The following is a 26,991-nucleotide window of genomic DNA, read 5'->3' as shown; positions in this document are numbered from 1 at the left end:
CTATTGGCCCAGCTGGCCGCTGGCCCACTGCCTGGGCGGCATTCCCAGCTGGCGGCTGAAGACCTTGCTGAAATGGCTTGCGCTGCCAAAGCCGCAGCGCTGCGCAGTCTGGGCGATGGAGTGGCCCTGGGCCAGCAGGTTCTGGGCCAGATCCAGCCGGATGGCGGTCAAACGCTCGTGCACGCTGCATGCGTATAGCGCCTGAAAACCCGCTTGCAGGCGCTTCTCGTTCAGGCCCACGGCCTGGGCCAGCGCGGCCACGCTCCAGGGCTGCTCGCAGGCGCTCTCCAGCAGGGCATTGGCCCGCAGCAGCCGGGGCCGGTCGGCCGGCACAGCGCGCCGCAATTGGGCGTGGCCCTGCTCAATGCTGCAATGCTGGAGCACGGCGGCCAGGGCCTCGGCGGCCTTGGCGCACAGCAAGGCGCTCTTGGCCTTGCAATCGGGCAAGCAGCTCTGCTGGCGCGCCAGCTCCACGGCGATGCGCTGCAACTGACTGAACACCGGCAGCACGGTCGCACAGGCGTCGAGGTGGCGCATGCCATGGCGGGCCTGGCGCAGCAGGGCCTGCATGTCCTGCATGCCCATGCCGGTCAGGCCCCGCAGCGCCTGCGGGCTCAAGTGCAGATTGAGCAGGCGAAACGGCCCGGCGCCAGAGAGCACGTTCCAGCCGCGGGTGTGCTGGCCAGCGGCCATCAGCAAGGCCTGGCCCGCGCCCAGGCCAAAGGCGGCGCCGTCCTCGAATGCGGCCTCCATCTGGCCTTCGAGCAGGATGCTCAAGGCCAGCGCAGGCGCCGAGGCGGATTCAAAGGCCCAGTCCTCGCCAGGCAGCCCATTCATGCCGCAAAGGTTGATGCCCTCGTTGGGGCGCTCCAGCCAAATGGCCTGCCGCCAAGCCTGGGGTACGCCGCCCAAGGCGCTATCCATCAGCCGGGCCGGGTCTTGCACTGGTGCATTGCGTGTGTGCATAGGCATTTTCCGTAATCGACAAATTCCGCCCCGAAACCGCGCATCGGCCCGAACGGCTCAAAAGATGATACGCATTCGCATGTAATTGCAAACGATTGTATGGCGCGCTCCCCGACAGGCTTGGCGCGGCCCGCAGGCGCATCGGCAGGTGCAGATGGCAGTTCGGCATCCAGGTCATCCTCGCCATGCGCGCAGCTGCGGTTTGCAATGGCCGATCCGTTTTCCATTTTTCCGCCGCCGCTCTCGCCCATGGGCACCTCCCCTTCACCCCACTGCATCCCGCCAGGCTGGCCGCATGTGCTGGCCGCCATTGGCGGGGTGTACGTCACGCAAACCATCGTCACCGGGCTGGTCACGCAGGCCTTGCCCACACTGCTGCGCGATGCTGGGGCCTCGCTGACCGTGGCGGGGCTGACGGCCTTGCTGTGGGCGCCCTGGGGGCTGCGTTTTTTCTGGGCGCCCCACATCGAGCGCTGGCGTCTGCCTGCCGGGCAAACGCAACGGCGCTCGCGCGCCCTGGTGCTGACCGGGCAATGGCTGATGGCCGCCGTGCTGGCGGCGCTGGGGCTGGCGGGCCTGCTGCTGCCAATGACGCTGAGTGCGCACGCGCCCTGGATGCTGGCGGCTCTGCTGCTGGCCGCGCTGGTGGCTGCCACGGCGGACGTGGCCTGTGACGGCTTTGCCGTGGAGCAGCTCAGCGCGCGCTGGCGCGGCTGGGGCAATGCCGTGCAGGTGGGCGGCAGTTATGTGGGCGCGATGCTGGGCGCGGGCGGATTTTTGCTGCTCGCAGGCCGACTGGGCTGGCCAATGGCGCTGTGCCTGACGGCCGTGCTCATGGCGTTGCTGAGCTTGCCCATGCTGATGCTGCGCGAGCCAGCCGGCCCTGCCTGCCAGACCTTGGCGCACCGCCCCGGCATCGCCCACGCGCTGCGCCGCCCAGAGCTGCGCACGGGCCTGATGCTGTTGTTGCTGTGCAGTGCGGGCGTGCGGCTGTCGCTGGGCATGTTCGGGCCGTTGTTGCTCGACCGTGGCATGGACTTGCAGCAGGTGGGGTGGGTGTTCGGCACGCTGCAGCTGAGCGCTGGCCTGGGCGGCGCGATTGTGGGCGGCTTGCTGGTGCGGCGCTGCCCCGGCTGGCGCGCCGTGGCTGTGGCGATGTGCTGCAAGGCCATCGTGCTGGCGGCATTGACGCTGGCGGCGCGGCCCGAGGCGAGCGCCAGCGCAGCGGTTCTTGTGGCGCTGATCGGCTTGATGTTCACCGTCATGGCCTGCCTGTGGGTGGCGCTGTATGCGGCCTTGATGGGCTTGGCATCGCCCTTGCAGCCGGGGGTGGATTTCACGCTGTGCCAAAGCGCCGATGCGCTGCTGGCGCTGGCAGGCGGCGTGCTGGGAGGCTGGCTGTCGCAGCGCCTGGGCTACGCCGCCTGTTTTGCGCTGGCGGCCTTGCTGGCGGCGCTGGTCATGGTGCGGGTGAGCCATCAGGTAAAGCAGCAAGCACGCCAGTTCCAAGACAGCGCCGCCAATGCAGGAGCCGCGCCATGAGCCAGAACACCACCCGGCCCAGCGCCTGGGCCATCATGCGCCCGGTGCAAGGCCGCATCCGCCGCGCCATGGCCTGGTCCGCCATCACTTCGGCCACGGCGCTGGGCGCGATGGCGGCCCTGGCCTGGGCCATGCACGCCCTGCTGCAAACGCCCCGGCAGTACCCGTGGCAACCGTTGCTGGTCTGCCTGCTGCTGACGGTGCTGGCCTTCACGCTGCGCCTGCGCGCCGCGCATGTCTCGCACTGCGCGGCCTTTCGCCTGGAGGCGTTGCTGCGCACCGCGCTGGCGGGCCATCTGGCCCAGGTGCCGCTGGGCCAGGTGCAGCAACTGGGCAGCGCCGCGCTGACCAAGGTGCTGATGGAGGACGTCAAATCCCTGCATGTTTTCGTGGCCGATGCCACGCCCCTGTACGCGCGGGCCTATGCCGCGCCGCTGTTGACCGGCGTGCTGCTGTACGCGCTGGATTGGCGGCTGGCGCTGGCTGCCACGGCCGTGCTGGGCATCGGCATGGCCACCGTAGCGCTGGCCTGGCGCGGCAGCGCCCAGATGATGCGTCGCTACCACGAGGCTGGCGAGCGCGTGGCCGGCGCGGTGGTGGAGTACGTGCAGGCCATGCCGGTGGTGCGCAGCTTCGACACCGGCGCGACCACCTTTGGGCGCTACCAGCGCGCCCTGGAGGACTACCGCGCCGTGCTGCTGCGCTGGTACCGCATGGCGGGCCTGCCCTCGCGCCTGTCGCAAATCATCCTCAGCCCCTTGCCCACCCTGGCGGCGCTGCTGTGGCTGGGCGCGTGGCTGCTGGCGCAAGGCAGGCTCGATGCCGCCCACTGGCTGGCCGCGCTGCTGATTGGCACGGGCATGGCCGAGGCGCTGATGCCGCTGATGGCGCTGCGGCATCTGATCGGCAAGACGCACATGAGCATCCAGCGCATCCATGAAATCCTGCAACTGCCGCCGCTGCCCTTGCCCGCGCCGGGTCAGGCGCAGACGCCGCGCGACGCCAGCGTGGTGTTCGAGCAGGTCGATTTCCGCTACGGCGACGATGGCCCGCTGGCCTTGCAGGGCGTGGGCTTTCGGGCGCCGCCGGGCAGCGTCACCGCGCTGGTTGGCCCATCGGGCGCGGGCAAAAGCACCGTGGCGCAACTCATTCCGCGTTTCTGGGATGTGAGCGCCGGGCGCATTCTGGTCGGTGGCGTGGACGTGCGCCACATGCAGCCCGATGTGCTGATGCGCCAGGTCGGCTTCGTGTTTCAGGACGTTTTTCTGTTGGCCGACACCATTGCCAACAACATCCGGCTGGGCGTGCCAGACGCCACGCTGGAAGAGGTGATCGCCGCCGCCCGCTGCGCCCAGGCGCACGCATTCATCGAAGCCTTGCCGCAGGGCTATGACACGCAGGCGGGCGAGCGCGGCGTGCATCTGTCTGGCGGGCAGCGCCAGCGCATCGCCATTGCGCGGGCCATCTTGCAGAACCGCCCGATTCTGGTGCTGGACGAGGCCACGGCTTACGCCGATGCGGAAAACGAAGCCGCCATAGTGGCCGCGTTGGCGCAGCTCATGCGCGGCAAAACCGTGCTGATGGTGGCGCATCGCCTGCCCACCATTCGCACGGCCGATCAGATTCTGGTGTTCCAGCAAGGGCGGCTGGCCGAGCAAGGCCGCCATGACACCCTGCTGGCGCAGGGCGGCCTGTACGCCCGCCTGTGGCGCAACCATGAACAGGCGCGCGACTGGGCCTTGTCGGGCAATCATGCGGCAAGCCATGCATCACGCCGACAAGGAGAGCAGGCATGAACCGCGCCGCGTCCGCCCCTCGCATCACCCCCTTGCGCCAGACCTGGCGGCAACTGATGCACAGCGCCCGCTCGCGCGCGCCGCGCCTGCGCGCCAGCCTGATCGCCCTGGCGCTGGCCAGCGCCACCCAGGGTATGGCCCTGGCCTGCCTGATGCCCTTGTTCCAGTCCTTGATGCCCGCGCCCGACTGGCGTGCCGCCTGGCCCTGGTTGGTCGCCATGACGCTGGCCATGATCGCCAGCATGGCATTGCGCTGGCGCGCCATGGCCTTCGACTACGGCGGCGACATGGTGCAAAACAGCCACGAGCTGCGCACCGCCCTGGGCGAGCAACTGCGCCGTATCCCACTGCAAGAGCTGCAAAGCCGCCGCGCGGGCGAAGTCCACGCCGCACTGCTGGGAGGGGTGGATGAAAACCTCAGCTATCTGCTGACCGTGGCCCAGATGATGGCCAACGCCCTGATTACCCCTGTGGTCGTGGCCCTGGCAGCGCTGTACTTCGACTGGCGCATGGGCCTGCTGTTGCTGTTGGTGTTTCCGCTGCTCGTGCCGTTGTACCGCTGGCGGCGGCCGGCCTTCGGGCGCGGCATGCGCATGTTGGCCGAGGCCAACGCTCGCGCCAGCGCCGATGCGCTCGAATACATCCAGGGCTTGCCCGCCTGGCGCGCGGCCTGTTGCACTGGCGAAGGCGCGCAACGCCTGCAAGCCAGCATCGCGCAACTGGAGGCCGTGCAAACCATCGGCCTGCAAAAAGGCGCCAGGCCCAATCTGGTGCTGGCCGCCGTGATGGAACTGGCCGTGCTGCTGGTGGTGTGCGCGGGCGCGCTGCTGGTCACCGCTGGCGCGCTCGATACCGCCATCCTCGCGGCCCTGATGGTGCTGGCCGTGCGCTTTGGCGAGCCATTGGCCAGCTTCGTGCTGTACGCCAAGGTCATCGACCTGATTGAAGCGGCGCTGGGCAAGATCGACGCCCTGCTGCGCATCGCCCCGCTGCCACAGGCCACGCCAGCGGCCCAGCCGCAAGGCTTTGCCATCGCCATCGAAAACCTGGACTTTCGCCACGCCAATGCCAGCGCGCAGACCTTGCACGGCATCAGCGCCCAATTGCCAGAGCGCAGCCTGACCGCGCTGGTTGGCCCCTCGGGCAGCGGCAAAAGCACGCTGGCGCGCCTGCTGCTGCGCCATGCCGATCCACAGGCCGGGCGCATCACCATCGGCGGCGCCGATCTGCGCGCCCTGACGCCAGAGCAGCTCAACGGGATGATTTCCGTGGTGTTCCAGGAGGTGTATCTGTTTGACGACAGCATCCTGGCCAACATCCGCATGGCCAGGCCCGAGGCGAGCGACGCGCAGGTGCTCGCTGCGGCGCAAGCGGCCTGCTGCCACGAGTTCATCAGCCGATTGCCGCAAGGCTATGACACCCGCGTGGGCGAGATCGGCGCGCGGCTCTCGGGCGGCGAACGCCAGCGCATCAGCATCGCCCGCGCCATGCTCAAGGACGCGCCCATCGTCATCCTCGACGAACCCACCGCCGCGCTGGATACCGAAAGCGAAATCGCCGTCCAGGCCGCCATCGACGCGCTGGTGCGCAGCCGCACCGTGATCGTGATCGCCCACCGCCTCAGCACCATCGCCGCTGCCGACCAGATTCTTGTGCTGGACGAAGGCCGCATCACCGAGCGCGGCCGGCATGCGCAATTGCTCGCGGGCAACGGGCGCTACGCCCGCATGTGGCGCGCCAGCGAAAACGCCAAGCACTGGAGCGCCCACGGCGCGCCCGAATCTTGCCCATCCCGCCAATCCCCCCATACCCCCTCACCGACAGGAGACTGAACCATGCGCATTCATCCACCTTTTGCCTTGTGCTGCCTCAGCCTGGCGCTGCTGCCAGCGTATGCCACGCAAGCGGGCGACAGCGCGCAGCCAGACCGCGAGGCGGCCACGCTGCCCGCCGTCGTCGTCTCTGCCAGCAAGCGCGATGCCGAGCTGGAACAACTCAATGGCGCCGCCAGCGTCGCCAGCCGTTGGGCGCTGGAGGACGCCCAGGTAGCCAGCACGCAGGAACTGGGGCGCGTGTTCCCCGAGCTGCAAATGGCCTACAGCGGCAGCCAGCTCTATCCGCAAATCACGCTGCGCGGCGTGACCTCGGCGCAGGATTTTTACAACCCGGCGCTGACGGTGTACGTCGATGGCGTGCCGCAGGTGCCCACTGCCGCGCTGCAATCACTGCTGGACGTCGAGCAGGTGGAGCTGCTCAAAGGCCCGCAAGGCACGCTCTACGGCAAAAGCGCCCAGGGCGGCGTGCTCAACATCGTCACGCGCCAGCCGGACAACAGCGCGCAGGCGCTGCTGCGCGCTGGCGTAGCCAGCCACCGCGGGCACCAGGCGCAGGCCAACATCTCCGGCCCGCTGGTGCGCGATCTGCTCTACGGCGCCGCCTCGCTGTCCAGCCAGCGCACGAGCGGCCCTTTGCACAGCGACGTACTCGGCTCTGACCTGGGCGGTTCGCGCTCGCGCGCCGGGCGGTTCAAGCTGCGACTGGCGCCCACCGCCTCGCCCTGGGAGCTGGGCCTTGCCGCCGCCCGCGACTGCATGCGCGCTCAGCAAGACGTTTACACATCCTTCGACGCTATCGACGCACGCACCGCCTACACCATGCCCGGCTTGCCCGAGGCCTGGCGCGAAGTGCGCCAGCAGCGCTGCACCAACAGCCTCACCGGCTCAGGCCAGTACCAGTGGCAGGACTGGCAACTCAGCGCCATTGCCAGCACGCAGCGGCTGCACCTGGATGCGCGGCAATTTCCCTTTGCCATGCAATATTCCTGGCAGCCCGAGCACTGGCGGCAAAACGTGCAGGAACTGCGCCTGGCCACCCGGGCTGGCGCTGCGCGGCGCTGGAATGGCGTGTTCGGCCTGTACCGGCAGGACGTGCGCCAGCAGCGCGACTACACCATCGACTTCGTTTTGCCCGTACACAGCCCCATGCTGCACAGCCACTCGCACAACCGCAGCGAAACCCTGGCCGCCTACGGTGACATCACCTGGCGCCTCACTCAAAAGCTCGATCTCACCGGCGGGCTGCGCCTCTCGCGCGACAGCGCCCGCACCCATTTTGAAGGGCACATGATGGGCAGCCCCGTTGCAGGCCAGCGCCGCACGCGCGAGCACACCACTTTGGGCCATCTGGCCGCGGGCTACCAGTTCAGCAGCGCCTGGCGCGGCTACCTCAACCTGGCGCAAGGCTACAAGCCAGCGGGCTACAACCTCGCGCCCACCAGCCTGGCCGATGCCGAAGGCTTTGGCCGCGAGCGCTCCACCAGCATCGAAGCAGGCGCGCGCTACAGCACCGACAGGCTGCGTTTGCAACTGGCGCTCTACCGCATCGCCACGCGCGACGCCCAGCTCTACGGCGACAGCCAGATGGGCACCCAAACCCTGAAAAACGTCGGCGATACCCGCTCCAGCGGTCTGGAACTATCGGCCCAGTGGCGCGCCAGCCCGGCTTGGACGCTGGCGGCCTCGGGCTTCGTCAACCAGGCGCGCTTTCGGCGCTACAGCGCCAGCAGTTGCCAAGGCTGCGGGCGCAACCGCGTCCCCTTCACCCCCAGCCACGGTCTGAGCCTGAGCACCACGGGCCGCGTGCCACTGGGCCAGACCACGCTGCGCCCACAACTGCGCCTGCGCCACACCGGCGCGCACTATTTCGACAGCGCCAATGCGCTCAAGCAAAAGGCCTACACCCTGGTGGACGCCGCACTGGCCTGGAGCCCATCGCCCCAACTGGAGCTGAGCCTTTACGCGCACAACCTGACGGACAAACGCTACCGCAGCTATGGCTTTGCCTACGGCCCGCTGGGCAGCTTTGCGCAAGTGGCGCCGGGCAGAAGCCTGGGGCTGACGGTGACCTGGGCGTATTGAAGAAGCCCCGCTGCACCCTGCCACGCCACGGCGATAATGCGGCCCTTTGCCCCTGGCAGTTTCCTGCCCGCACGCCGTGGCCATTCCGCAGCATTTTCTGGACGAGTTGAACGCGCGCACCGACATCGTCGATGTGGTCGGGCGCTATGTCACGCTCAAAAAGGGCGGGGCCAATCTGCTGGGGCTGTGCCCATTTCACGAGGAAAAGTCGCCCTCTTTCACCGTCAGCCCGAGCAAGCAGTTCTATCACTGCTTCGGCTGTGGCAAGCATGGCAACGCCATTGGCTTTTTGATGGACTATGCCGGCTTGGGCTTTGTCGATGCCGTCAAGGAGCTGGCGCAGCGCGCCGGCCTGCCCATGCCGCGCCAGGAGCGCGAATCGCCCACGCAGGCGGCCGAGCGCCAGCAGCGCCGCCAGCAGCAAAAGACGCTGGTCGAACTCAACGCCCAGGCCGCTGCTGCCTACAAGCAGCACCTCAAGCAGGCCAGCGAGGCCATTTTGTATCTGAAGGGCCGGGGCGTGAGCGGCGCCATCGCGGCGCGCTTTCAGCTGGGCTACGCGCCGCCGGGCGAGCATACGCTGGCTGCAGTGTTCCCAGACTACGCCGACCCGCAACTCGAAGACGCCGGCCTGGTGATCTACAAGGCTGAAAGCGGCCGCCGCTACGATCGCTTCCGCGACCGGCTGATGTTCCCGATCCGCAATGTGCGCGGCGAGACCATCGGCTTTGGCGGGCGCATCATGGGCAACGGCCAGCCCAAGTACCTGAACTCGCCGGAGACGCCCATCTTCCACAAAGGCCGCGAGCTGTATGGCCTGTTCGAGGCGCGCCAGGCCATCCGCAGCCAGGGCTATGCGCTGGTCTGCGAAGGCTATATGGATGTGGTGGCGCTGGCGCAGTGGGGCTTTGCCAACGCCGTGGCCACGCTGGGCACGGCCTGCACCGAGCACCACGTGCAACTGCTGCTGCGCCACACCGATCAGCTGGTGTTCGCCTTCGACGGCGACAGCGCCGGGCGCAAGGCCGCAGCCAAGGCGCTCGAATGCGCCCTGCCCTTTGCCGACGAGCGCCGCAGCATGCGCTTTCTGTTCCTGCCCAAGGAGCACGATCCGGACAGCTTCATCCGCGAGCGCGGCGAGCAAGCCTTTGCCGAGCAGGTCGAGCTGGCCATTCCGCTGAGCCAATATCTGCTGCAAGTGGCCAGCCAGGACTGTCAGCTGGCCACCGCCGAGGGCCGTGCGCGCATGGCGCACCGCGCCCTGCCGCTGTGGGCCATGCTGCCCGAAGGGGCGCTGAAGCTGCAAATCCGTGACGAGGTGGCCCGCATCGCGCAACTGGAGCGCGAGGATTTGCAGCAGCTCTGGCAACAGCAGGCCGCAGCCTTGCGCCCTCAGCCCACTCAGCGTAGCCCGCATCCGCAGCCTGACGCCGCCAGCGCGCGCGCGCTCGGCAGCGCCTACGCCCCCGCCGCCATGCCGCCTCTGCACGAGCCGCCCATGCAGGCCTGGCCCGATGAGTTCGACGGCCCGCACCATGGCCTGCCCTACGAGCCACCACTGGACGGCATGCACGACGGCGGCCCGCCGCAATACCCGCCTGCTGCGGCCTGGCCCGGCGAGCGCGCGCCGCAACGCCTGCGCCCGCTGCGGCGCGAGGAACACGCCGCCTGCGTGCTGCTGGCCCACATGCCCCTGCTGGAGAGCCTGAGCCAGCAAGACCTTGGCCTGCTGTGCCGCCTGCCCGCACCGGACGGGCAGCTCTTTGCCTGGCTCGACGACCACTACCAGCAGTACGGCGCGCAAAGCTGGGCCGAGCTGCAGCCGGCGCTGCAACAGGCCCCGCCCGCTGCCCTGGCCCGGCTGCTGCCGCACATCCAGCGCATCAGCGAGCACCCGCTGGAAGACTACCGCGACGAAATCGCCAGCGCGCTCAAGCACATCATGATCCGCCAGCTGCAAATCGAGATCGACGCCGTGACAAAAACCTACGGCCACGACAGCCAGGCCGGCGCCAAGCTGCGTCAACTCACCAGCCACCTGGCCGCGCTGAAGTAAGGCCCAGCCGCCAGAATCGCCGCGCATCGCGCCCGCACCCAATGGCGCTCGTCACAGGTCGGGATGGCACAGGTCAGGGTGGCTGCAAGGCGCAAAACGCGGCGGGCGCGCCGCGCCCGCATGTCCTATCATTGCCGCCCTGTTTTGACACAAGGAGCATGAAATTGCTGAAACTCCCCAAACTCCATAGCTTGGCGCTCGCCCTGGCCATGCTGGGCGGCACGGCCATGGCCGCCGATGAGGCCAAGAAGCCGGCCGAAGTGGACGGCCTGCTGACGGTCCAAAGCGCGCATTCAGCCGCTGAATCGGTCAAGCGCATCGAAGAGGCGCTCAAGGCCAAGGGCCTGACGATCTTCACCGTCATCGACCACCAACAAGCCGCCAAGGACCATCAACTGGACATGCCAGCGGCCAGCGTCATCGTGTTCGGCAATCCCAAGCTGGGCACGCCGATGATGCAGCAGGCCCCCACGCTGGCCATTGACCTGCCCTCCAAAGTGCTGGTCTGGGAAGATGGCAAGGGCCATGTGTTCGTCTCCATGAACACCGCCAGCTACATGGGCCAGCGCCACCACCTGCCCGCGGACGTGACCGCGCCGCTGGCTGGCCTGGAAAAACTGGTGCCGGCTGCAGTGCAGTAAGTGCGGCAAGTGCAATAAGCACTGCCACACCACGATCCAAAAAAAGGGGCCATCCAAGGCCCCTTTTTTGTGTTGGCCGTTACCCGGCCGATTGTTGCTCTTGATCAGTGCATCTTGCCGTGGCCTTCATGGCCGGAATGACCTTGCTGGCCCTTGCCGTGTTCGGCATGGCCGTCGCCATGGCCGTGCCCGTGGTGCTCGTGCCCGCCGATCTTGTGCTCCTTGACCGGCACCTGAATGTCGATGGTGCCGGCCTGCTCGAACTGCAGCGTCAGCGCAATGGTTTGCCCGGCCTGCAGCGGCTGCTTGAGCTGCATCAGCATGACGTGCAGCTTGTTGCCCTGGCCCAGCGTCAGGCTCTGGCCAGCGGGCAGCTCGATGCCCTCGACCTGGAACATGCGCATGACATCGTTCTCGATCTTCATGTCGTGCAGCTCGGTGCGCTCGGCCACTGGGGATGAGGCGCTGACGAGGCGATCGGCCTGCTGGCCATGGTTGGTCACGGCAAAGTAGGCGCTGCTGTTGAGCACGCCCGGGCGGCTGGCGCGGGCGTGCGGGGCGCTGATCTCCAGCTCCTTGAGGCGGTACTCCTGCGCTTGCACCAGACCAGCGCCAGCGCCAACTGCAGCCAGGCCCAGCAGCACAGTCGCAGCCATGCGGGGCAGACAAGTCAAAGAAACAGACATGGAAAACTCCTGAGAAAAAAAGAAAACGGGCCTGCGCCGCACCACGCTCAAAGCGCGCCCAATGCACAAAGCAGCCTTGGCCTGTTTCATGTGGCGATGCGCCGCCCTGTTGGCAAGGCATGGCCCAGCAGCACGCGCCAGATGCTCAATCACGTCAGCAGCGGTTTATGCAGGCGAAAAAATGCCTTGTTTCAAGCCAATCAGCGCTGGATTCTAGGGGTTGCCCCGCAGTGCCACTGGCAAAGGCCCGGCACAGCGCTTCATGCACAACGCACAGTGGCTTCGCTGGCATTTCATGCGGGGCGTAGATGCTTGGGGCCTGTCATCCACAGCCTTGCCCAAGCCACTCATGCTTGCCTTTGCCTTTACACCTCCCGCCCCTTCCACACCTTCCGCCCCTTCAGGCGCCCCTGCCCATCCCGCCGCTGCCTGCGCCTTGCAGGCAAGCGGCCAACCTCCTTGCCTGGCACAAGCCACAGCGCCTGGCGCGCCGCGCGGGCTGCGCCGCCTGGCGTTGGCGATGCAGTGGGCTGCGCAGCGCCATTTGCAGCGCCGCGCGCGCCGTTGCCATACCGATTGATGGCGGTACGCATCGGCCATGGCCGCTTGGGCCGCTTGGGCCGGCTCAGCCCGCGCCGAACAGGTGCTGCCTGAGCTGGGCCAGCTTGTCGCGCAGCGCGGCGGCCTGCTCGAACTCCAGGTTGCGGGCGTGCTCGTGCATTTGCTTTTCCAGCCGCTTGATCTCGCGCGAGGCGTCTTTCTCGCTCATCTCCAGCAGCTCGCCGGTGTAGGCGGCCTGCTGGGCCTGGGCCTGTTTCTGCCGATCGGCTTTTTCGCTGTAAACGCCGTCGATGAGGTCGCGCACCTGCTTGCGGATGGTGCGCGGCGTGATGCCGTGGGCCTGGTTGTGGGCCATTTGCTTGTCGCGCCGCCGCTGGGTCTCGCCAATGGCGCGGCGCATGGAGTCGGTCATCTGGTCGGCGTACAGAATGGCCTTGCCACGCGCGTTGCGGGCGGCACGGCCAATGGTCTGGATCAGGCTGCGCTCGGCGCGCAAAAAGCCTTCCTTGTCGGCATCCAGAATGGCCACCAACGAGACCTCGGGGATGTCCAGCCCCTCGCGCAGCAGGTTGATGCCCACCAGCACGTCGAAGCTGCCCAAGCGCAGGTCGCGGATGATTTCCACGCGCTCGACCGTGTCCACATCGCTGTGCAGGTAGCGCACCCTGACGCCGTTTTCCGTCAGGTAGTCGGTCAGCTGCTCGGCCATGCGCTTGGTCAGCGTGGTGATGAGCACGCGCTCGTCCTGCTGCACGCGGCTGCGGATTTCCTGCAGCACGTCGTCCACCTGGCTGGCCGCCGGGCGCACTTCGATTTCCGGGTCCACCAGGCCGGTGGGGCGCACGATTTGCTCAACGACCTTGCTGGCGTGCTGCTGCTCATAGGCTGCGGGCGTGGCCGAGACGAACACCACCTGGCGCATGCGCTGCTCGAACTCGGCGAACTTCAGCGGCCGGTTGTCCAGCGCGCTGGGCAGGCGAAAACCGTAATCGACCAGGGTTTGCTTGCGCGCGCGGTCGCCGTTGTACATGGCGTTGAGCTGGCCGATCATCTGGTGGCTCTCATCCAGAAACATCAGCGCATCAGCGGGCAGGTAGTCGGTCAGCGTGGGCGGCGGCTCGCCAGGCTGCGCGCCCGAGAGGTGGCGGCTGTAGTTCTCGATGCCCTTGCAGTGGCCCACTTCGCTGAGCATTTCCAGGTCGAAGCGCGTGCGCTGCTCCAGCCGCTGGGCCTCAACCAGCTTGCCCATCTCATGCAACTGCTGCAGGCGCTCACGCAGCTCGATCTTGATGGTCTCGATGGCGGCCAGCACCTTCTCGCGCGGCGTGGCGTAGTGGCTGCTGGGGTAGACCACGAAACGCGGCACCTTTTGCACCACGCGGCCGGTGAGCGGGTCGAACAGGTGCAGCGCCTCCACCTCATCGTCGAACAGCTCGATGCGCAGCGCCAGCTCGGAGTTTTCCGAAGGGAACACGTCGATGGTGTCGCCGCGCACGCGGAAGGTGCCGCGCGCAAAATCCATGTCGCTGCGCCGGTACTGCATGCGCACCAGTTGCGCAATCAAATCGCGCTGATTGGCCAGGCCCCCGCCGCGCAGAATCAGCCGCATCTGCATGTAATCCTCGGGCGCGCCAATGCCGTAGATGGCGCTGACGGTGGCCACGATCACCACGTCGCGCCGCTCCAGCACGCTCTTGGTGGCCGAGAGGCGCATTTGCTCGATCTGCTCGTTGATGGCCGAGTCCTTCTCGATGAACAGATCGCGCTGCGGCACATAGGCCTCGGGCTGGTAGTAGTCGTAGTAGCTGACGAAATACTCCACCGCGTTTTTGGGGAAGAACTCGCGGAACTCGCTGTAGAGCTGCGCCGCCAGCGTCTTGTTGGGCGCGAACACGATCGCCGGCCGCCCCAGCCGCGCAATCACGTTGGCCATGGTGAAGGTCTTGCCCGAGCCGGTCACGCCCAGCAGGGTCTGGAACACCTCGCCGTCCTGTACGCCTTCCACCAGCCCGGCAATGGCCGTGGGCTGATCGCCCGCAGGCGGGTAAGGCTGAAAGAGCTGGAAGGGAGAGTCGGGGAAGGTGACGAATTGGCCTTGCTCCGGGGCCGGGGGCGTAGCTGTGGACATGGGTGCCAAGGAATGCTGCCGCATTGCAGGGGCAGTGCAGGAACTTGCGAAGAGACAAAGCGCGCCGCATGGGGCATGGCGCAACCAGACAAAACGCAGATTGTGCCTGCCCTGCACGCAAGTGCCTGCCCAGCCCCAGCCCCAGCCCCAGCCCCAGCCCCAGCACCAGCACCAGCACCAGCACCAGCACCAGCACCAGCACCAGCACCAGCACCATTACGATAACGGCCATGGCTACGCCCGTTTCTTCCCACCCCTCATTGACCGCTGCCCGCGCCACTGCAACCGATGCAGCAGCCGAAGCAACGCAGTTGCCGAGCGAGCCAGGCAGCGCCGCAGCGCGTTCAGCGCCGGGCATTCAAGGCGGTGATGTGCTGTATCTGCAGCTCTTCGACAGCCTGCCGCTACCGGCGTTCATTCTGGCTTCGGATGGCTTTGTGATCGATGTCAACCCGGCTGCGACCGCGCTGTTTCAGCAAACGCGCCCTCAAGCCCGTGGGCAGCCACTGCCGCAATTGCTGCAAGGATTGAGCGCCGCTCAGCACGAGGAGCTGCTGCAGGCGCTGCGACAAGGGCAGGCTTATTTCATGCAAGCGCCAGGCCAGCGCTCATTGGCGTTGTACGCAGCGCCCCTGCCCTACCCCATGGCAATGCTGCAGGCGGCCAGCCACACCCCGCCGCACTGGTTGGTATTGGCCCATCGCCTGCACAGCCACAGCAGCGACCACTACGCCGAGCTGTTCGAGGCCATCGATCAAGGCGTAGTCGTCTACGATGCGCAGGGCTCCTTGCAGCACATCAACGATGCCGCCATGCGCATCCTCAACCATGCCCCAGGCGACGACAACTGGCGCGCCACTTTCCACTCCAACAGTTGGACCACAGTGGATGCGCATGGCATGCACCTGCCGCGCGAGCAAACGCCAGCGGCAATTGCTCAACGCAGTGGCAAGCCCGTGCTCAACCGCATCATGGGCCTGTACCGCGTGCATGACCGGCATTTCCGCTGGCTGCAAGTCAGCGCCATCCCCCGCTTTGCCAGCACGGCCCGGCCTGGCGACGCGCCGGTGCAGGTGGTTTCGCTGATCCGCGACATCACCGAATCGCGGCGCGATCAGCATTTGTTCAGCCGGCTGCAGGCCTTGTCAACCGCCGGCGCCTGGGAGTGGGAGCGCGGCAGCGACCGCTGCTTTCTGACGCAAGGGGCGCTGCGCATTCTGCGGCTGGAGCAGCCGCCGGCCTCACTGGGGGGGCTGCTGGCCTGCTTCATGCCGCCCGACAGCCAGCGCCTGCGGCAAGCGCTGGAGCAGGCGCTGGCCACGCAAACGGCCTTCACGCTGGAGCTGCGCCCCCACCCCCAGCCCAACGAGCCAGAGCACTGGGTGCGCCTGCAGGGTGAGCCAGACATGCTCGACCCTTTTTCCATCCGCATCAGCGGCACGCTGGAGGACATCAGCCGCAGCAAGCACATGGAGCAGAACCTGCTGCACAAGGCCCGCACCGATCCGCTGACCGGCTTGCTCAACCGCGACGCGCTGCTGGAGGAGCTGCACAGGCGCCTGCTGGGCAAATCGCCCCTGCTGGCGCTGCTATATGTCGATCTGAACCGCTTCAAGGTCATCAATGACGCATTGGGCCACTACATCGGCGACCAATTGCTGCGCGCCGTCGCACAGCGCCTGCGCAGCGCCGCGGGCGAGCAGGCCCTGTGCGCGCGCATGGGCGGCGACGAATTCGTATTTCTCTGCCCCACGGCCGAGCCGGGCATGCCCATTGCGCTGGCGCAACGCATCCTGCAGCAACTCTTGGAGCCATTTCAGATTGAGCACGAGAGCATCCGCATTGGCGCCAGCATTGGCATTGCCATTGCTCCGCGCGATGGCCGCGACAGCGATACCTTGCTGCAAAACGCCGATGCCGCCATGTACGAGAGCAAGCGCCGGGGCCACGGCAGCTGGCAGCTCTACAGCGAGGATCTGGCGCGGCGCCAGCACGACCGGCTGCAAATGGACAACCTGATGCGCAGCGCCATCGACAAGGGAGAGCTGCAATTGCTCTACCAGCCCCAGGTACACCTACAAAGCGGCACGCTGATCGGCGCCGAGGCACTGCTGCGCTGGCGCAGCCCACAGCTGGGCGAAGTGCCGCCGGAGACCTTCATCGCCCACGCCGAGCACAACGGTGAAATCATGCGCCTGGGCGCCTGGGCTTTGAACGAAGCCTGCCAACAAGTGCGCCGCTGGCGCAACGCCGGGCTGAACACCGTACCCATTGCCGTCAATGTCTCCTACCGCCAGTTCCTCGCCGGTGATCTGGCGCACATCGTGGTGCAGGCCCTGCAGCAGGCCCACCTGCCCGGCGCTGCGCTGGAGCTGGAGTTCACTGAACGAGTCCTGATCGAGGACGAGCCGCTGACCACACGCACCATCTCGCATTTGCGAACCTTGGGCGTGCGGCTGTCGATCGACGACTTCGGCGAAGGCTACAGCGCCTTGAACTACCTGCGCCGCCTGCCCATCCACGGCCTCAAGCTCTCGCGCCTGTTCCTGCAAGGCGCGCCCTACAACTCCTCGGACACAGCCATTTGCCAGGCCGTGGCAGCCATCGCCCAAGGCCTGGGCCTGGGCCTGGTGGCCGAAGGCGTGGAGCGCATCACACAACGGGACTTCCTGCAAAGCCTGGGCGTGGCCTACGGGCAGGGCTATTTGTTCTCCCCCCCGCTGAGCGCAGAGACTTTCGCCCAATGGCTCAAACAACCACAGTTCAGCAACCACCGACCAGAGCCATAGAGTGCACACCAACAACACCTACAATTGCCGGCTCGCGTTTTTTCCTGTCTTTTTCCTTCGTTTCAAGGACGCTTCATGTCATTGTTTTCCGCCGTCGAGATGGCCCCTCGCGATCCCATTCTGGGCCTGAACGAACAATTTGCCACCGACACCAACCCCCAAAAAGTGAACCTGGGCGTTGGCGTGTACTTTGACGAGAACGGCAAGCTGCCCTTGCTGCAGGCAGTGCAACAGGCCGAGGCCGCCTTGCAAGCCGAGCCCAAGGCGCGCGGCTACCTGCCCATCGACGGCTTGCTGGCCTACGACCAGGCCGTCAAGGAGCTGGTGTTTGGCAAGGATTCGGAGCCCGTGACATCGGGCCGCGTGGCCACCGTGCAGGCGCTGGGCGGCACGGGCGGGCTGAAGGTCGGCGCGGACTTCCTCAAGAAGCTGCTGCCGCAGGCCAAGGTCTTGATCTCCGACCCGAGCTGGGAAAACCACCGCGCCATCTTCCAAAACGCGGGCTTTGAAGTGGGCACCTACCGCTACTACAACGCCGCTCAGCGCGGCATCGATTTCGAGGGCCTGCTGGCCGATTTGCAGGCCGCCGCCGAAGGCACCATCGTGGTGCTGCACGCTTGCTGCCACAACCCCACAGGCTACGACCTCACGCCCGAGCAGTGGGACCGCGTCGTGCAAGCTGTGCAAGTGCGCAAGCTCACACCCTTTTTGGACATGGCCTACCAGGGCTTCTCGCAAGGCCTGGCCGAGGACGGCGCCGTGGTGGGCAAGTTCGTGCAAAGCGGCCTGACCTTCCTGGTCTCCACCTCTTTCTCCAAGAGCTTCAGCCTGTATGGCGAGCGCGTGGGCGCGCTGTCGGTCGTGGCCGCCAACAAGGATGAAGCCGCGCGTGTGCTCAGCCAGCTCAAGATCGCCATCCGCACCAACTACTCCAACCCGCCCACACACGGCGCCGCCGTCGTGGCCTACGTGCTGGGCAAGCCCGAGCTGCGCGCGCTGTGGGAGCAGGAGCTGGCCCAGATGCGCACCCGCATCAAGGCCATGCGCCAGAAACTGGTCGATGGCCTGAAAGCCGCAGGCGTGCAACAGGACCTGTCCTACATCACCACCCAGGTGGGCATGTTCAGCTACTCGGGCCTGAGCAAGGCACAGATGGAGCGCCTGCGCAATGAGTTCGGCGTTTATGGCGTGGACAGCGGCCGCATCTGCGTAGCCGCGCTAAACGAGAACAACATTGGCCACGTCTGCGAATCCATCGCCAAGGTCATGTGAGAACCTGTTCACGATCTCTGCCCACACAGTGGGCAAGATCGTAAGCGGAGCTTTCCATCCTGTCTGGCAAAAGCAAAAGCGCCCGCATTTGCGGGCGCTTTTTTCGCAATGGTCAGCCGCCTGCCTCAGAGCCTGTTCAAAGCCTCGGCGCGAGCAGGCAAAAAGTGGTTTGGGATGGGCTGCAAGGCGCAAAACGCAGCCATAGCTGGGGCTATGGCGAGGCTTTGCAACGCAGCAGGCCGCCCCAATCCACTTTCTTGCCAGCCGTGCAGAGACTTTGCACAGGCTCTCAAGAATCCTTGGGCAGCTTGCAGGTGTTCACACCCAGCAGCGGATAGGCCGGGCAGAAACGGAACAACCCGGTGGCCAGCGGCAGCACACCCAGCCAGCCCCACCAACCCACAGTGCCCGTGGCTGCCAAGGCAATCAGCACCAAGCCCACGACGATGCGCGCAATGCGATCAATCCCGCCAACATTGAATTTCATCCGAGAACTCCTTCACGTTCCTTTTTCACATTCCTCTTGCCAGGCCCTGCAACAGCCGGGCCGGCAAAACATCGATCCAATATCCAGTCGGTGGCGCGCATCACTGCGCCGCATCCTGCGCCTTCTCTCCGCCAAACTCCTCGTAAGCGGCCAGCGCATTGGCAGCATACATCAGCGATGGGCCACCGCCCATGTACACGCACATGCCCAGCATCTGCAGCAGCTCGGCGCGCGTGCAGCCCAACTGCACCAGCGCCTTGGCGTGGTAGCCCAGGCAAGGATCGCAACGCGCTGCCACGCCCAGCGCCAGTGCAATCAGCTCCTTGGTTTTCTTGTCCAGCGCGCCATCGGCCAGCGCTGCCTGCGACAAGGCACCAAAACCTTTCATGGTGTCCGGCATGTCCTTGCGCAGCGGCGCCAGCCATGACGACGTGTGCTCGATAATTTCGCGGTAGCTTTTGCTCATGCTCGACTCCTTGTAGCTTGCCATACAATTAACAGGAATACATTTTATATTTAAAAGAACTGTATGCTGGCCTCCGCCCCCTCCCACATGACTGAAACTGCTGAAACTGCCGTATTGACGCCTGAGCTCATGCGCTCGGGCGCCGGTCAAGCCGTGACCGTACTCAAACTACTGGCCAATGAAGACCGTCTGCTGCTGCTGTGCCATCTGGCACAGGGCGAGAGCTGCGTCAGCGATCTGGCCGCAGCCCTGGGCATTCGCCAGCCCTCGCTGTCGCAGCAACTGGCCATCTTGCGCAGCGAGAATGTGGTCAGCACCCGGCGCGACGGCAAGCGCATCTTCTACAGCATCGCCCAGCCCGAAATCCTGCAGCTGCTGCAGCTGCTGCACACGCTGTACTGCCCCAACTTACAGGGCAGCAGCGCCAATGGCGCCACCCCAGTCCAAGGCTGCGCTGCGGCTTGAGGCAATGCCCTCAAGGAGCTTGTTGGCGCTCTGTGCACAGCCAATAAAAAAATACGGCCCTCAGTGGGCCGTGTTTTTTTGAAGGGGTGAAAAGAGATTCTGTATCGTCCTCTCACACGTTGAACAGGAAGTTCATCACATCCCCATCCTGCACCACGTAGTCCTTGCCTTCGGCGCGCATCTTGCCCGCTTCCTTGGCGCCTTGCTCGCCCTTGTATTGAATGAAGTCGTCAAAGCCGATGGTCTGGGCGCGGATGAAGCCACGCTCGAAGTCGCCGTGGATCACGCCAGCGGCCTGCGGCGCGGTAGCGCCTTTTTTGATGGTCCAAGCGCGCACTTCCTTGACGCCGGCGGTGAAGTAGGTCTGCAGGCCCAGCAGTTCATAGGCGGCGCGGATCAGGCGATTCAGGCCTGGCTCGCTCTGGCCCAGCTCCTGCAGAAACAGTGCGCGATCCTCAGGCTCCATGCCGGCCAGCTCGGATTCGATCTTAGCCGAGATCGCCACCACGGGCGCGCCCTGGCTGGCGGCGTAATCCTGCAGGCGCTGCAGCAGCGGGTTGTTCTCGAAGCCATCCTCGCTGACGTTGCCGACAAACATGGCTGGCTTGGCGGTGATCAGGCTCAGCGGCTTGAGCAGGGCCAGATCCTCGGCGTCCAGGCCCAGGGTGCGGATGGGGCGTGCCTCGTCCAGCGCGGGCTGGATGCGCTGCAGCAGCGCCAGCATCTTGGGCGCCTCCTTGTCGTTGCCGGACTTGGCCAGCTTGGCATAGCGCTGGATGGATTTTTCCACCGTGCCCAGGTCGGCCAGGCACAGCTCGGTCTGGATGACTTCAATGTCGGCAATGGGATCGACCTTGCCGGCCACGTGCACGACGTTGGGATCCTCAAAGCAGCGCACCACGTTGACGACGGCGTTGGTCTCGCGGATGTGCGCCAGGAACTGGTTGCCCAGACCCTCGCCCTTGCTGGCGCCGGCGACCAGGCCAGCGATGTCCACGAACTCCACCACGGCGGGCACGACGCGCTCGGGCTTGACGATCTCCGACAGTTGCGCCAGGCGCGGATCGGGCACCTCGACCACGCCCTCATTGGGCTCGATGGTGCAAAAAGGGTAGTTCTCGGCGGCGATGCCGGCGTTGGTCAAGGCGTTGAAAAGGGTGGACTTGCCCACGTTGGGCAGGCCCACGATGCCGCATTGCAGACTCATGCTGTGCTCTTCCTGATGGGATGCAGAAAAACGGGCCATTTTATGCGGCCTGCCCCTGCCCGGCGGTCTGCCGCCACATGAGCAGCCCAACAGCAGCGGCCCTGCCCCATCCTGCGCCATCGCCCACCCCGCCAGCCTTTGCCCAATGGCGTCCGGCCTGTCAAGACGCTTGGTGGCGCATTGCTTTTATTGGATTTGGACTGGGGCCAAGGGTTGGCATTGGCCGTTGCGGCATTCATAGACGCCGCCAGCGCCCTCCACCACGGAGGCCGATGCCGCCGGGCGCTTTTTGTCCAGAACGACGCGGTTGCCTTGACGGTCAATGAAGCTGCCGCGCTGCTGCTGGTGGGCAGGTGATTGCGATGTGGCGCAAGCGCCCAGCAGCAAGGCGGCGGCCAGAATCAGTGCAGATTTCATGGCGTTGGGTGTTGTCATAGCGGTTCAGAGCCTGTTCAAAGTCTCGGAACGAGCGGGCAAGAAGCGGTTTGGGATGGGCTGCAAGGCGCAAAACGCAGCCATAGCCCCCGCTATGGCGAGGCTTTGCAACGCCGCAGACCGCCCAAATCCGCTTCCTTGACCGCCGTGTAGAGACTTTGAACAGGCTCTCAGAAAGGAGAGATCAGATCCCTGGCGCACAGCACACTGGGGGAGGAGCTACAGCTTTGGCCCTGACCGCCAGGGTCGTTTTTGCAGGCCGCGATGGCGCTTTTTTCGGCTTCATTACGAAAATCCTGGTGCGCATGACCGCCTTTGTCGAGGTGATCGCCCAGATTGCCCAACGGCACAGCGGGGCTGACATAGAAGCGCGAATAGGCTCTGCCGCCGCTGTTGGGCAGATAGCGGCTGGCCTCAACAATGGCAGTGCAGGCGTTGGCCACCCGGGCAATCACACGGCAATCGCTGAAGCGCCTCGAAATGCAGTCCCCCATGGCCTCTTGCTCGGCTTTGTGCGGGTCGTTGGCCGTGGCCATGAACAGCGAGCCCCGGTTGTGTGTGGGGTCGCGGCGCAGTTGCGGGGCGTCAAAGCCGACCACCGCCACACCAAAGCCAAGCTGGTGTCGCCAGGCCGTCGTGTTGTTGAACTGGCAACCGCCAATGTCCCGGCAATATTGCTCAAACGAAGACAGGGGCTGAGCGGGCTGGGCGGGCGCGGGGGCAGTGGTGCAATTGGCCGCGCCGCACATGTGCAGGTTGTGCAAGATGGCCGGGGGAATGTAGCCGGGCATGTTGGGGTTGTTTTGGGCATGAGCCGGCGGGGCAGACACGGCAAACAGGGCTGTGCACAGGGCGCCCAGCAGCAGCGGCAGGCGCTGCAGGCGGCGGGCGCAAGGCAGGCGAAAAACAGCGGTGGAACTCATGGTGCAGCCTTTGCTCTGGGATGATGGGCGGCGCAGAAACCGGCAAGGGGCAGACAATGCCACAGGGCGCCATGCACCGCAAGGGCAGGAGAAATCCGGGGCCAAGAGGCCATTGCGGCGCTTGTAGCCGCCATAACCCGCCGGCGCTGCGACCTCGCCACTGGACTGCACAGTGCGGCCATCCATGGCGATGGCGATGGCGCTTGGCTGCTCTGCCGGCCTTGCGCAATGCGGATGATGAAGCGCAGGACCGAGACGCTGGCCCGGCCCGGCCAGCGAAGCCCCCTACAATCGCCGCCATGTCGAAAAGCGGTTTTGATGTATGCATTCGCGGCGCAGGCATCGTGGGCCAGGCATTGGCCTTGCGCCTGGGCCAAGCCAAGCTGCGCGTGGCGCTGGTCGATGGCGCGCCCGGCGCAGGCCCGGCGCAGGGCGCGCGCGATGTGCGCGCCTACGCGCTGAACCAGGCCTCGCGCCAGCTGCTGCAAGGCCTGCGCTGCTGGCCCGAGGGCGATGCCGTGACTGCCGTGCAGCACATGCATGTGCGCGGCGATGCCGGCGGCGCCGTGCGCTTTGATGCGCCGCACAGCCGAGCCATCAAACAGCAGCCCGGCCAGAAGGCCGCGCCCGCCGCCGATGCGCTGGCCTGGATCGTGGACGTACCGGCGCTGGAGGACGTGCTGCGCACCGCGCTGCGCTTTCAGCCTGGGGTAGAGCTGGTCAGCGCCGCCGTGCCAGCGACGCTGACGGCCATCTGCGAGGGCAAGGCCAGCGCTTCGTGCGCCGAGCTGGGCGTGGAGTTCGACCACTTCGATTACCCACAGCATGCCGTGGCCACCCGGCTGCGCAGCAGCCAGCCGCACGGCGGCACGGCGCACCAATGGTTTTGTGGCGAACACATCCTGGCGCTGCTGCCACTGGGCGGAGCACAGGGCGACGAGTACGCCGTCGTCTGGTCCACCAGCGTGGCGCAGGCCCAGCGCCTGGTGGCGCTGGATGAGGCCGCCTTCGTGGCCGAGCTGCACGCCATTGCCACCGGCGCTGTGGCCTCAGGCCCGGCGCCACACGGCCAGGGCCTGCCGCTGCACACTCAATTCACGCTGAGCGCTCCGCGCGCGCGCTGGCCGCTGCGCCTGGCGCAAGCGCGCCAGTGGGCCGGGCCCATGCCGGGCAACCCCAGCGCGGCCTGGGTGCTGCTGGGCGATGCGGCGCACACCGTGCACCCGCTGGCTGGCTCGGGTCTGAACCTGGGCTTGGGCGATGTGACCGCGCTGGCCGATGCGCTGCTGCAGCGCCCGGCCTGGCGCAGCGTGGCCGACCAGCGCCTGCTGCGCCAGTACGCGCGCCAGCGCAAGGCCGCACTGCTGCCCATGGCCACCGCCACCGATGGCCTGCAATGGTTGTTCTGGCAACAGCAGCCCTGGCTGCAGGGCCTGCGCAACTGGGGCATGCGCGGCTTTTCGGCCAGCGGGCCGCTCAAGCACTGGGCCATGCAGCAAGCCATGGGCGGCGCGGCCGCACTGCCCATGCCGCCGGGCCTGGCCGCGGCCCAGACGCCGCAGCAGTAGGCACCGCGCCCGTGATGCGCGGCCTGCGTGCGGCACCGCATTGCACTGCGACACTGCGTCGCGTTGCGTAAAAGCCTCCCCAAGACCATGCCCGCGCCCCAGTGCAGGCGATCCTGCTATGCTGCGCGCGCTGTGCTGATGCCTTCTTTCGACACCTTCTTTCCAACCCGTTTCCCAACCATGCACACTGCTTTGACTCCCCCCATGGCCGCTTCTACCTCGACCCGCGCCCGCGCTGCGCTCTGGAAACCGCTGGCGGCCAGCGCGCTGCTGGCACTGGGCAGCCTCAGCGGCACAGCCCACGCCGATGCCGACGCCATCCGCAAGGCGCTCAGCGAGCGCATCACCCAGCTCAAGGACATCGACGAGGTGCGCGCCACGCCCATGCAAGGGCTGTTCGAGGTGCGCAAGGGCACGGATTTGTTCTACACCAATGCCTCTGGCGACTTCCTGATCCAGGGCGAGCTCTACGACACCAAGGCCATGCGCAACCTGACCGAGGATCGCATCAATGCGCTGACGGCGGTGGAGTTCAGCAAGCTGCCCTTCGATGACGCCTTCACCATCGTGCGCGGCGACGGCAGCCGCAAGATCGCCGTCTTTGCCGACCCGAACTGCGGCTACTGCAAGCGTTTCGAGCGCGATCTGCGCAACGTCGACAACATCACCGTGCACGTGTTCCTCTACCCCATCCTCAGCCCGGACTCGTTTGAAAAATCGCGCGATGTCTGGTGCGCCGAGGACAAGGCCACCGCCTGGAACAGCTGGATGATCCACAACAAGACCCCGGCCTCGCAGGCCTCCTGCGACAAGCACGAGGCGCTGCAGCGCAACCTGGCCTTCGGCCGCCAGTACAAGATCACCGGCACGCCCACGATCTTCTTCGAGGACAACGCCCGCGTGCCCGGCGCCGTGCCCGCCGAGCGCATCGAGCAAAGGCTCAAGGAAATTGCCGAGAGCAAGAAAAAATCCTGACCGCACTCCCTGCCCCGCAAGCCAGTCCCGGACTGGCTTTTTCTTTTCCGCCGCGCCGCAACATGCCTGCGCGGTGCGCACCCTTCATACGCCATGCCCAGCCAGCCCAAGCCCCCTGCCCCGCCCGCGTTGCCAGTTCAATACATCGTCGAGCCCAGCGACCCGCACGGCCACCAATTCCACGTCACGCTGCACATTGCCGCGCCTGCGGCAGAGCAAATCGTCTCGCTGCCGGTGTGGATCCCCGGCAGCTACCTGGTGCGGGAGTTCGCCCGCCACCTGCACGGCCTGCAGGCCAGCCAGAGCGGCGCGCCCGTGGCCGTGCGCGCGCTGAGCAAGAACCGCTGGCACATCGCCGCTCAGCCTGGCAGCGCGCTGACGCTGCGCTACCGCGTCTACGCCTTCGACCACTCGGTGCGCGCTGCCTGGCTCGATGGCGAGCGCGCTTTTTTCAATCCCACCAGCCTGTGCCTGCGCGTGCACGGCCAGGAAGCACAGCCCCACGGCCTGCAGCTGCCGCGCCCCGATCACGCGCCCGACTGGCGCGTAGCCACAGCGCTGCCGCCTGCCGAGGTGGACGAGGCCGGCTTTGGCCTGTACCGCGCCGCCGATTACGACGAGCTGGCCGATTCGCCCGTGGAGCTGGGCGCGTTCTGGCAGGGCCAGTTCAGCGCGCGCGGCATCGTGCATCGCTTCGTCGTCGCCGGCGCCACATCCGCCTTTGACGGGCAACGCCTGCTGCAGGACGCACAGCGCATCTGCGAAGCCGCCATCGACTTCTGGCACCCGCCGGGCGCAGAGCCATCGGGCAGCGTCGAACATCCACCGCACGGGCACTACCTGTTCCTGCTCAACGCCGTAGGCAGTGGCTATGGCGGGCTAGAGCATCGCCACAGCACGGCCCTGATCTGCCAGCGCAGCGACCTGCCGCGCCAGGGTGCGGCCGAGCAGCCCGAGGGCTACACCACGCTGCTGGGCCTGATCAGCCACGAATACTTCCACACCTGGAACGTCAAGCGCCTGCGCCCGGCCGAGTTCGCTCGCTACGACTACGACCAGGAAAACTACACCGAGCTGCTCTGGTTCTTCGAAGGCTTTACCAGCTACTACGACGACCTGCTGCTGCGCCGCGCAGGCCTGCTGGACGACGCCCACTACCTCAAGCTGCTGGGCAAGACCATCCAGCAGGTCGAGCAAACCCCGGGCCGCCATGTGCAAAGCGTGGCCCAGGCCAGCTTTGACGCCTGGATCAAGTACTACCGGCAGGATGAAAACACCGCCAACGCCACCGTCAGCTACTACACCAAAGGCGCGCTGGTGGCCCTGTGCCTGGATCTGCAACTGCGCCAGCATGGCCGCTGCAGCCTTGACGATGTGATGCGCGCACTGTGGCAACGCTCCAATGGCGGCCCCATCGACGAGGCCGCCGTACTGGACACGCTGGCCCAGCTCAGTGGCCGCGACTGGCAAGCCGAGCTGCAGCACTGGGTGCACAGTACGGCCGCCTTGCCGCTGGCCCAAGCCCTGGCCAGCGCCGGCCTGGCGCTGGAGCACAAGCCCGCCAGCTGGGCGCAGCGCCTGGGCCTGCAGCTGCGCGAAGCCCAGGGCAGTGCGCTGACCATCTCCCGCATCCACAGCGGCAGCGCTGCCGAACGCGCCGGCATGGCCGTAGGCGACGAATGGCTGGGGCTGGCACACAGTCATTCAGATGGTGCAAGCGCTGGCGGCGCAGCGGCCCAACCGAGCGAGGCTGCAGGCTGGCGTCTGAAAAAACTCGACGAGCTCGACGGCCTGCTGCCCGATGCCAGCGCCGCCCAAGGGCCGCTGCGCGTGCTGCTGGCGCGCGATGGCCGCCTGCTCTGGCGCACGCTGCAGCTGCCCGCCACGCAAGAGGTCGCTGGCGACGTGCGGCTGCAGCCGCTGCCTGAGCCCACCGCCCAGCAGGCCCAGACGCTGCGCAGCTGGCTTGGCCCAGCCACGCCCCCGACCGCACACCCATCCCCGCAGACCCGCGCCGGATGAGCCCGCTGCCAATCAAACCGCAGATCACCCACCCGCAAGGGCGCGCAGCGCCGCGATTCGTGCAGCGCTTGCCTCTGAGCCGCCTGCGA

Annotated in this window: 21 protein-coding genes; 12 read left to right on the top strand and 9 right to left on the bottom strand. The window is 66.5% G+C overall.

Features of this window, described 5'->3' with window-relative positions; translation table 11 throughout:
* Entirely contained in the window at positions 1–966 is a 966-nt protein-coding gene (locus tag CLI93_RS11905; protein WP_143326421.1) for a helix-turn-helix transcriptional regulator, read from the bottom strand.
* Complete coding sequence (locus CLI93_RS15195) at positions 924–1,217, bottom strand: hypothetical protein (RefSeq protein ID WP_172424302.1); 294 nt, start codon at positions 1,215–1,217, stop codon at positions 924–926. Before CLI93_RS15195 ends, CLI93_RS11905 begins: the two co-directional genes overlap by 43 nt.
* On the opposite strand from CLI93_RS15195, the gene CLI93_RS11900 reads away from it, so the two are divergent.
* From CLI93_RS11900 to CLI93_RS11875, 6 genes are all read left to right on the top strand, one after another.
* Positions 1,216–2,508, top strand: coding sequence for an MFS transporter (locus CLI93_RS11900; protein WP_172425551.1), 1,293 nt, complete (start codon positions 1,216–1,218; stop codon positions 2,506–2,508). The two genes, CLI93_RS15195 and CLI93_RS11900, sit on opposite strands and share 2 nt — an antisense overlap.
* Complete coding sequence (locus CLI93_RS11895; RefSeq protein WP_238945860.1) at positions 2,505–4,304, top strand: ABC transporter ATP-binding protein; 1,800 nt, start codon at positions 2,505–2,507, stop codon at positions 4,302–4,304. Before CLI93_RS11900 ends, CLI93_RS11895 begins: the two co-directional genes overlap by 4 nt.
* A complete protein-coding gene (locus CLI93_RS11890) occupies positions 4,301–6,136 on the top strand; it encodes an ABC transporter ATP-binding protein (protein WP_095542809.1) in 1,836 nt (611 codons plus the stop codon). The genes CLI93_RS11895 and CLI93_RS11890 overlap by 4 nt, the downstream gene beginning before the upstream one ends.
* Positions 6,137–6,139: 3 nt before the next feature.
* Entirely contained in the window at positions 6,140–8,221 is a 2,082-nt protein-coding gene (locus CLI93_RS11885) for a TonB-dependent receptor (protein ID WP_095542808.1), read from the top strand.
* A gap of 46 nt (positions 8,222–8,267) precedes the next feature.
* On the top strand, positions 8,268–10,277 hold the full coding sequence (gene dnaG / locus CLI93_RS11880; protein ID WP_095542807.1) for a DNA primase: 2,010 nt from the start codon (positions 8,268–8,270) through the stop codon (positions 10,275–10,277).
* A gap of 164 nt (positions 10,278–10,441) precedes the next feature.
* Positions 10,442–10,918 carry a DUF302 domain-containing protein gene (locus CLI93_RS11875; RefSeq protein WP_238945858.1) on the top strand — a complete coding sequence of 159 codons (477 nt, stop codon included), beginning with the start codon at positions 10,442–10,444 and terminating at the stop codon, positions 10,916–10,918.
* A 104-nt stretch (positions 10,919–11,022) separates the two neighbouring features.
* Here CLI93_RS11875 and CLI93_RS11870 read toward each other — a convergent pair whose 3' ends face one another.
* Both CLI93_RS11870 and uvrB read right to left on the bottom strand, forming a co-directional pair.
* Positions 11,023–11,604 (bottom strand): copper chaperone PCu(A)C, encoded by a 582-nt coding sequence (locus tag CLI93_RS11870; RefSeq protein ID WP_172424300.1) that lies wholly within the window; start codon positions 11,602–11,604, stop codon positions 11,023–11,025.
* A gap of 625 nt (positions 11,605–12,229) precedes the next feature.
* The gene (uvrB, locus tag CLI93_RS11860; RefSeq protein WP_095542836.1) at positions 12,230–14,293 is read right to left on the bottom strand and encodes an excinuclease ABC subunit UvrB; all 2,064 of its coding nucleotides are present in this window, start codon (positions 14,291–14,293) and stop codon (positions 12,230–12,232) included.
* 68 nt (positions 14,294–14,361) lie between these two features.
* Between uvrB and CLI93_RS11855 the strand changes: the two genes are divergently transcribed.
* A complete protein-coding gene (locus CLI93_RS11855) occupies positions 14,362–17,082 on the top strand; it encodes a sensor domain-containing protein (protein ID WP_238945857.1) in 2,721 nt (906 codons plus the stop codon).
* A gap of 75 nt (positions 17,083–17,157) precedes the next feature.
* Entirely contained in the window at positions 17,158–18,354 is a 1,197-nt protein-coding gene (locus tag CLI93_RS11850) for an amino acid aminotransferase (protein WP_095542803.1), read from the top strand.
* A 289-nt stretch (positions 18,355–18,643) separates the two neighbouring features.
* On the opposite strand, the gene CLI93_RS11845 is transcribed toward CLI93_RS11850, so the two are convergent.
* Both CLI93_RS11845 and CLI93_RS11840 read right to left on the bottom strand, forming a co-directional pair.
* Entirely contained in the window at positions 18,644–18,841 is a 198-nt protein-coding gene (locus CLI93_RS11845; protein WP_095540247.1) for a YgaP family membrane protein, read from the bottom strand.
* Positions 18,842–18,941: 100 nt separating this feature from the next.
* Entirely contained in the window at positions 18,942–19,307 is a 366-nt protein-coding gene (locus CLI93_RS11840) for a carboxymuconolactone decarboxylase family protein (protein WP_095542835.1), read from the bottom strand.
* 87 nt (positions 19,308–19,394) lie between these two features.
* On the opposite strand from CLI93_RS11840, the gene CLI93_RS11835 reads away from it, so the two are divergent.
* On the top strand, positions 19,395–19,772 hold the full coding sequence (locus CLI93_RS11835; RefSeq protein WP_095542834.1) for an ArsR/SmtB family transcription factor: 378 nt from the start codon (positions 19,395–19,397) through the stop codon (positions 19,770–19,772).
* 112 nt (positions 19,773–19,884) lie between these two features.
* Here CLI93_RS11835 and ychF read toward each other — a convergent pair whose 3' ends face one another.
* From ychF to CLI93_RS11820, 3 genes are all read right to left on the bottom strand, one after another.
* Entirely contained in the window at positions 19,885–20,979 is a 1,095-nt protein-coding gene (ychF, locus tag CLI93_RS11830) for a redox-regulated ATPase YchF (RefSeq protein WP_095542802.1), read from the bottom strand.
* 186 nt (positions 20,980–21,165) lie between these two features.
* Positions 21,166–21,396: a hypothetical protein gene (locus CLI93_RS11825; RefSeq protein WP_124856135.1), complete on the bottom strand. Its 231-nt coding sequence runs from the start codon at positions 21,394–21,396 to the stop codon at positions 21,166–21,168.
* 188 nt (positions 21,397–21,584) lie between these two features.
* Positions 21,585–22,337 carry a DUF4189 domain-containing protein gene (locus tag CLI93_RS11820; protein ID WP_172424299.1) on the bottom strand — a complete coding sequence of 251 codons (753 nt, stop codon included), beginning with the start codon at positions 22,335–22,337 and terminating at the stop codon, positions 21,585–21,587.
* Between the two features lie 299 nt (positions 22,338–22,636).
* Here CLI93_RS11820 and CLI93_RS11815 point away from each other — a divergent pair, with 299 nt between their 5' ends.
* The 3 genes from CLI93_RS11815 (at position 22,637) to CLI93_RS11805 (ending at position 26,902) form a co-directional block, all read left to right on the top strand.
* Positions 22,637–23,905: an FAD-dependent monooxygenase gene (locus tag CLI93_RS11815; RefSeq protein ID WP_095542799.1), complete on the top strand. Its 1,269-nt coding sequence runs from the start codon at positions 22,637–22,639 to the stop codon at positions 23,903–23,905.
* A gap of 204 nt (positions 23,906–24,109) precedes the next feature.
* Positions 24,110–24,880: a DsbC family protein gene (locus CLI93_RS11810; RefSeq protein WP_095542798.1), complete on the top strand. Its 771-nt coding sequence runs from the start codon at positions 24,110–24,112 to the stop codon at positions 24,878–24,880.
* A 93-nt stretch (positions 24,881–24,973) separates the two neighbouring features.
* The gene (locus CLI93_RS11805) at positions 24,974–26,902 is read left to right on the top strand and encodes a M61 family metallopeptidase (RefSeq protein ID WP_095542797.1); all 1,929 of its coding nucleotides are present in this window, start codon (positions 24,974–24,976) and stop codon (positions 26,900–26,902) included.
* Positions 26,903–26,991: the final 89 nt, after the last annotated feature.

The sequence above is a fragment of the Vandammella animalimorsus genome (genome assembly GCF_002288875.1).
Taxonomy (GTDB): domain Bacteria; phylum Pseudomonadota; class Gammaproteobacteria; order Burkholderiales; family Burkholderiaceae_C; genus Lampropedia; species Lampropedia animalimorsus.
Note: the sequence above shows the minus strand (reverse complement) of the source record. Positions and strands in the feature narration are given on the sequence as shown.

What these genes read in the sequence shown, in the direction of transcription:
- CLI93_RS11905 (WP_143326421.1), bottom strand. Translation starts at nt 966, where the DNA reads ATGCACACACGCAATGCACCAGTGCAAGACCCGGCCCGGCTGATGGAT.
- CLI93_RS11900 (WP_172425551.1), top strand. Translation starts at nt 1,216, where the DNA reads ATGGGCACCTCCCCTTCACCCCACTGCATCCCGCCAGGCTGGCCGCAT.
- CLI93_RS15195 (WP_172424302.1), bottom strand. Translation starts at nt 1,217, where the DNA reads ATGGGCGAGAGCGGCGGCGGAAAAATGGAAAACGGATCGGCCATTGCA.
- CLI93_RS11895 (WP_238945860.1), top strand. Translation starts at nt 2,505, where the DNA reads ATGAGCCAGAACACCACCCGGCCCAGCGCCTGGGCCATCATGCGCCCG.
- CLI93_RS11890 (WP_095542809.1), top strand. Translation starts at nt 4,301, where the DNA reads ATGAACCGCGCCGCGTCCGCCCCTCGCATCACCCCCTTGCGCCAGACC.
- CLI93_RS11885 (WP_095542808.1), top strand. Translation starts at nt 6,140, where the DNA reads ATGCGCATTCATCCACCTTTTGCCTTGTGCTGCCTCAGCCTGGCGCTG.
- CLI93_RS11870 (WP_172424300.1), bottom strand. Translation starts at nt 11,604, where the DNA reads ATGTCTGTTTCTTTGACTTGTCTGCCCCGCATGGCTGCGACTGTGCTG.
- uvrB (WP_095542836.1), bottom strand. Translation starts at nt 14,293, where the DNA reads ATGTCCACAGCTACGCCCCCGGCCCCGGAGCAAGGCCAATTCGTCACC.
- CLI93_RS11855 (WP_238945857.1), top strand. Translation starts at nt 14,362, where the DNA reads ATGGGGCATGGCGCAACCAGACAAAACGCAGATTGTGCCTGCCCTGCA.
- CLI93_RS11850 (WP_095542803.1), top strand. Translation starts at nt 17,158, where the DNA reads ATGTCATTGTTTTCCGCCGTCGAGATGGCCCCTCGCGATCCCATTCTG.
- CLI93_RS11845 (WP_095540247.1), bottom strand. Translation starts at nt 18,841, where the DNA reads ATGAAATTCAATGTTGGCGGGATTGATCGCATTGCGCGCATCGTCGTG.
- CLI93_RS11840 (WP_095542835.1), bottom strand. Translation starts at nt 19,307, where the DNA reads ATGAGCAAAAGCTACCGCGAAATTATCGAGCACACGTCGTCATGGCTG.
- CLI93_RS11835 (WP_095542834.1), top strand. Translation starts at nt 19,395, where the DNA reads ATGACTGAAACTGCTGAAACTGCCGTATTGACGCCTGAGCTCATGCGC.
- ychF (WP_095542802.1), bottom strand. Translation starts at nt 20,979, where the DNA reads ATGAGTCTGCAATGCGGCATCGTGGGCCTGCCCAACGTGGGCAAGTCC.
- CLI93_RS11825 (WP_124856135.1), bottom strand. Translation starts at nt 21,396, where the DNA reads ATGAAATCTGCACTGATTCTGGCCGCCGCCTTGCTGCTGGGCGCTTGC.
- CLI93_RS11820 (WP_172424299.1), bottom strand. Translation starts at nt 22,337, where the DNA reads ATGAGTTCCACCGCTGTTTTTCGCCTGCCTTGCGCCCGCCGCCTGCAG.
- CLI93_RS11815 (WP_095542799.1), top strand. Translation starts at nt 22,637, where the DNA reads ATGTCGAAAAGCGGTTTTGATGTATGCATTCGCGGCGCAGGCATCGTG.
- CLI93_RS11810 (WP_095542798.1), top strand. Translation starts at nt 24,110, where the DNA reads ATGGCCGCTTCTACCTCGACCCGCGCCCGCGCTGCGCTCTGGAAACCG.
- CLI93_RS11805 (WP_095542797.1), top strand. Translation starts at nt 24,974, where the DNA reads ATGCCCAGCCAGCCCAAGCCCCCTGCCCCGCCCGCGTTGCCAGTTCAA.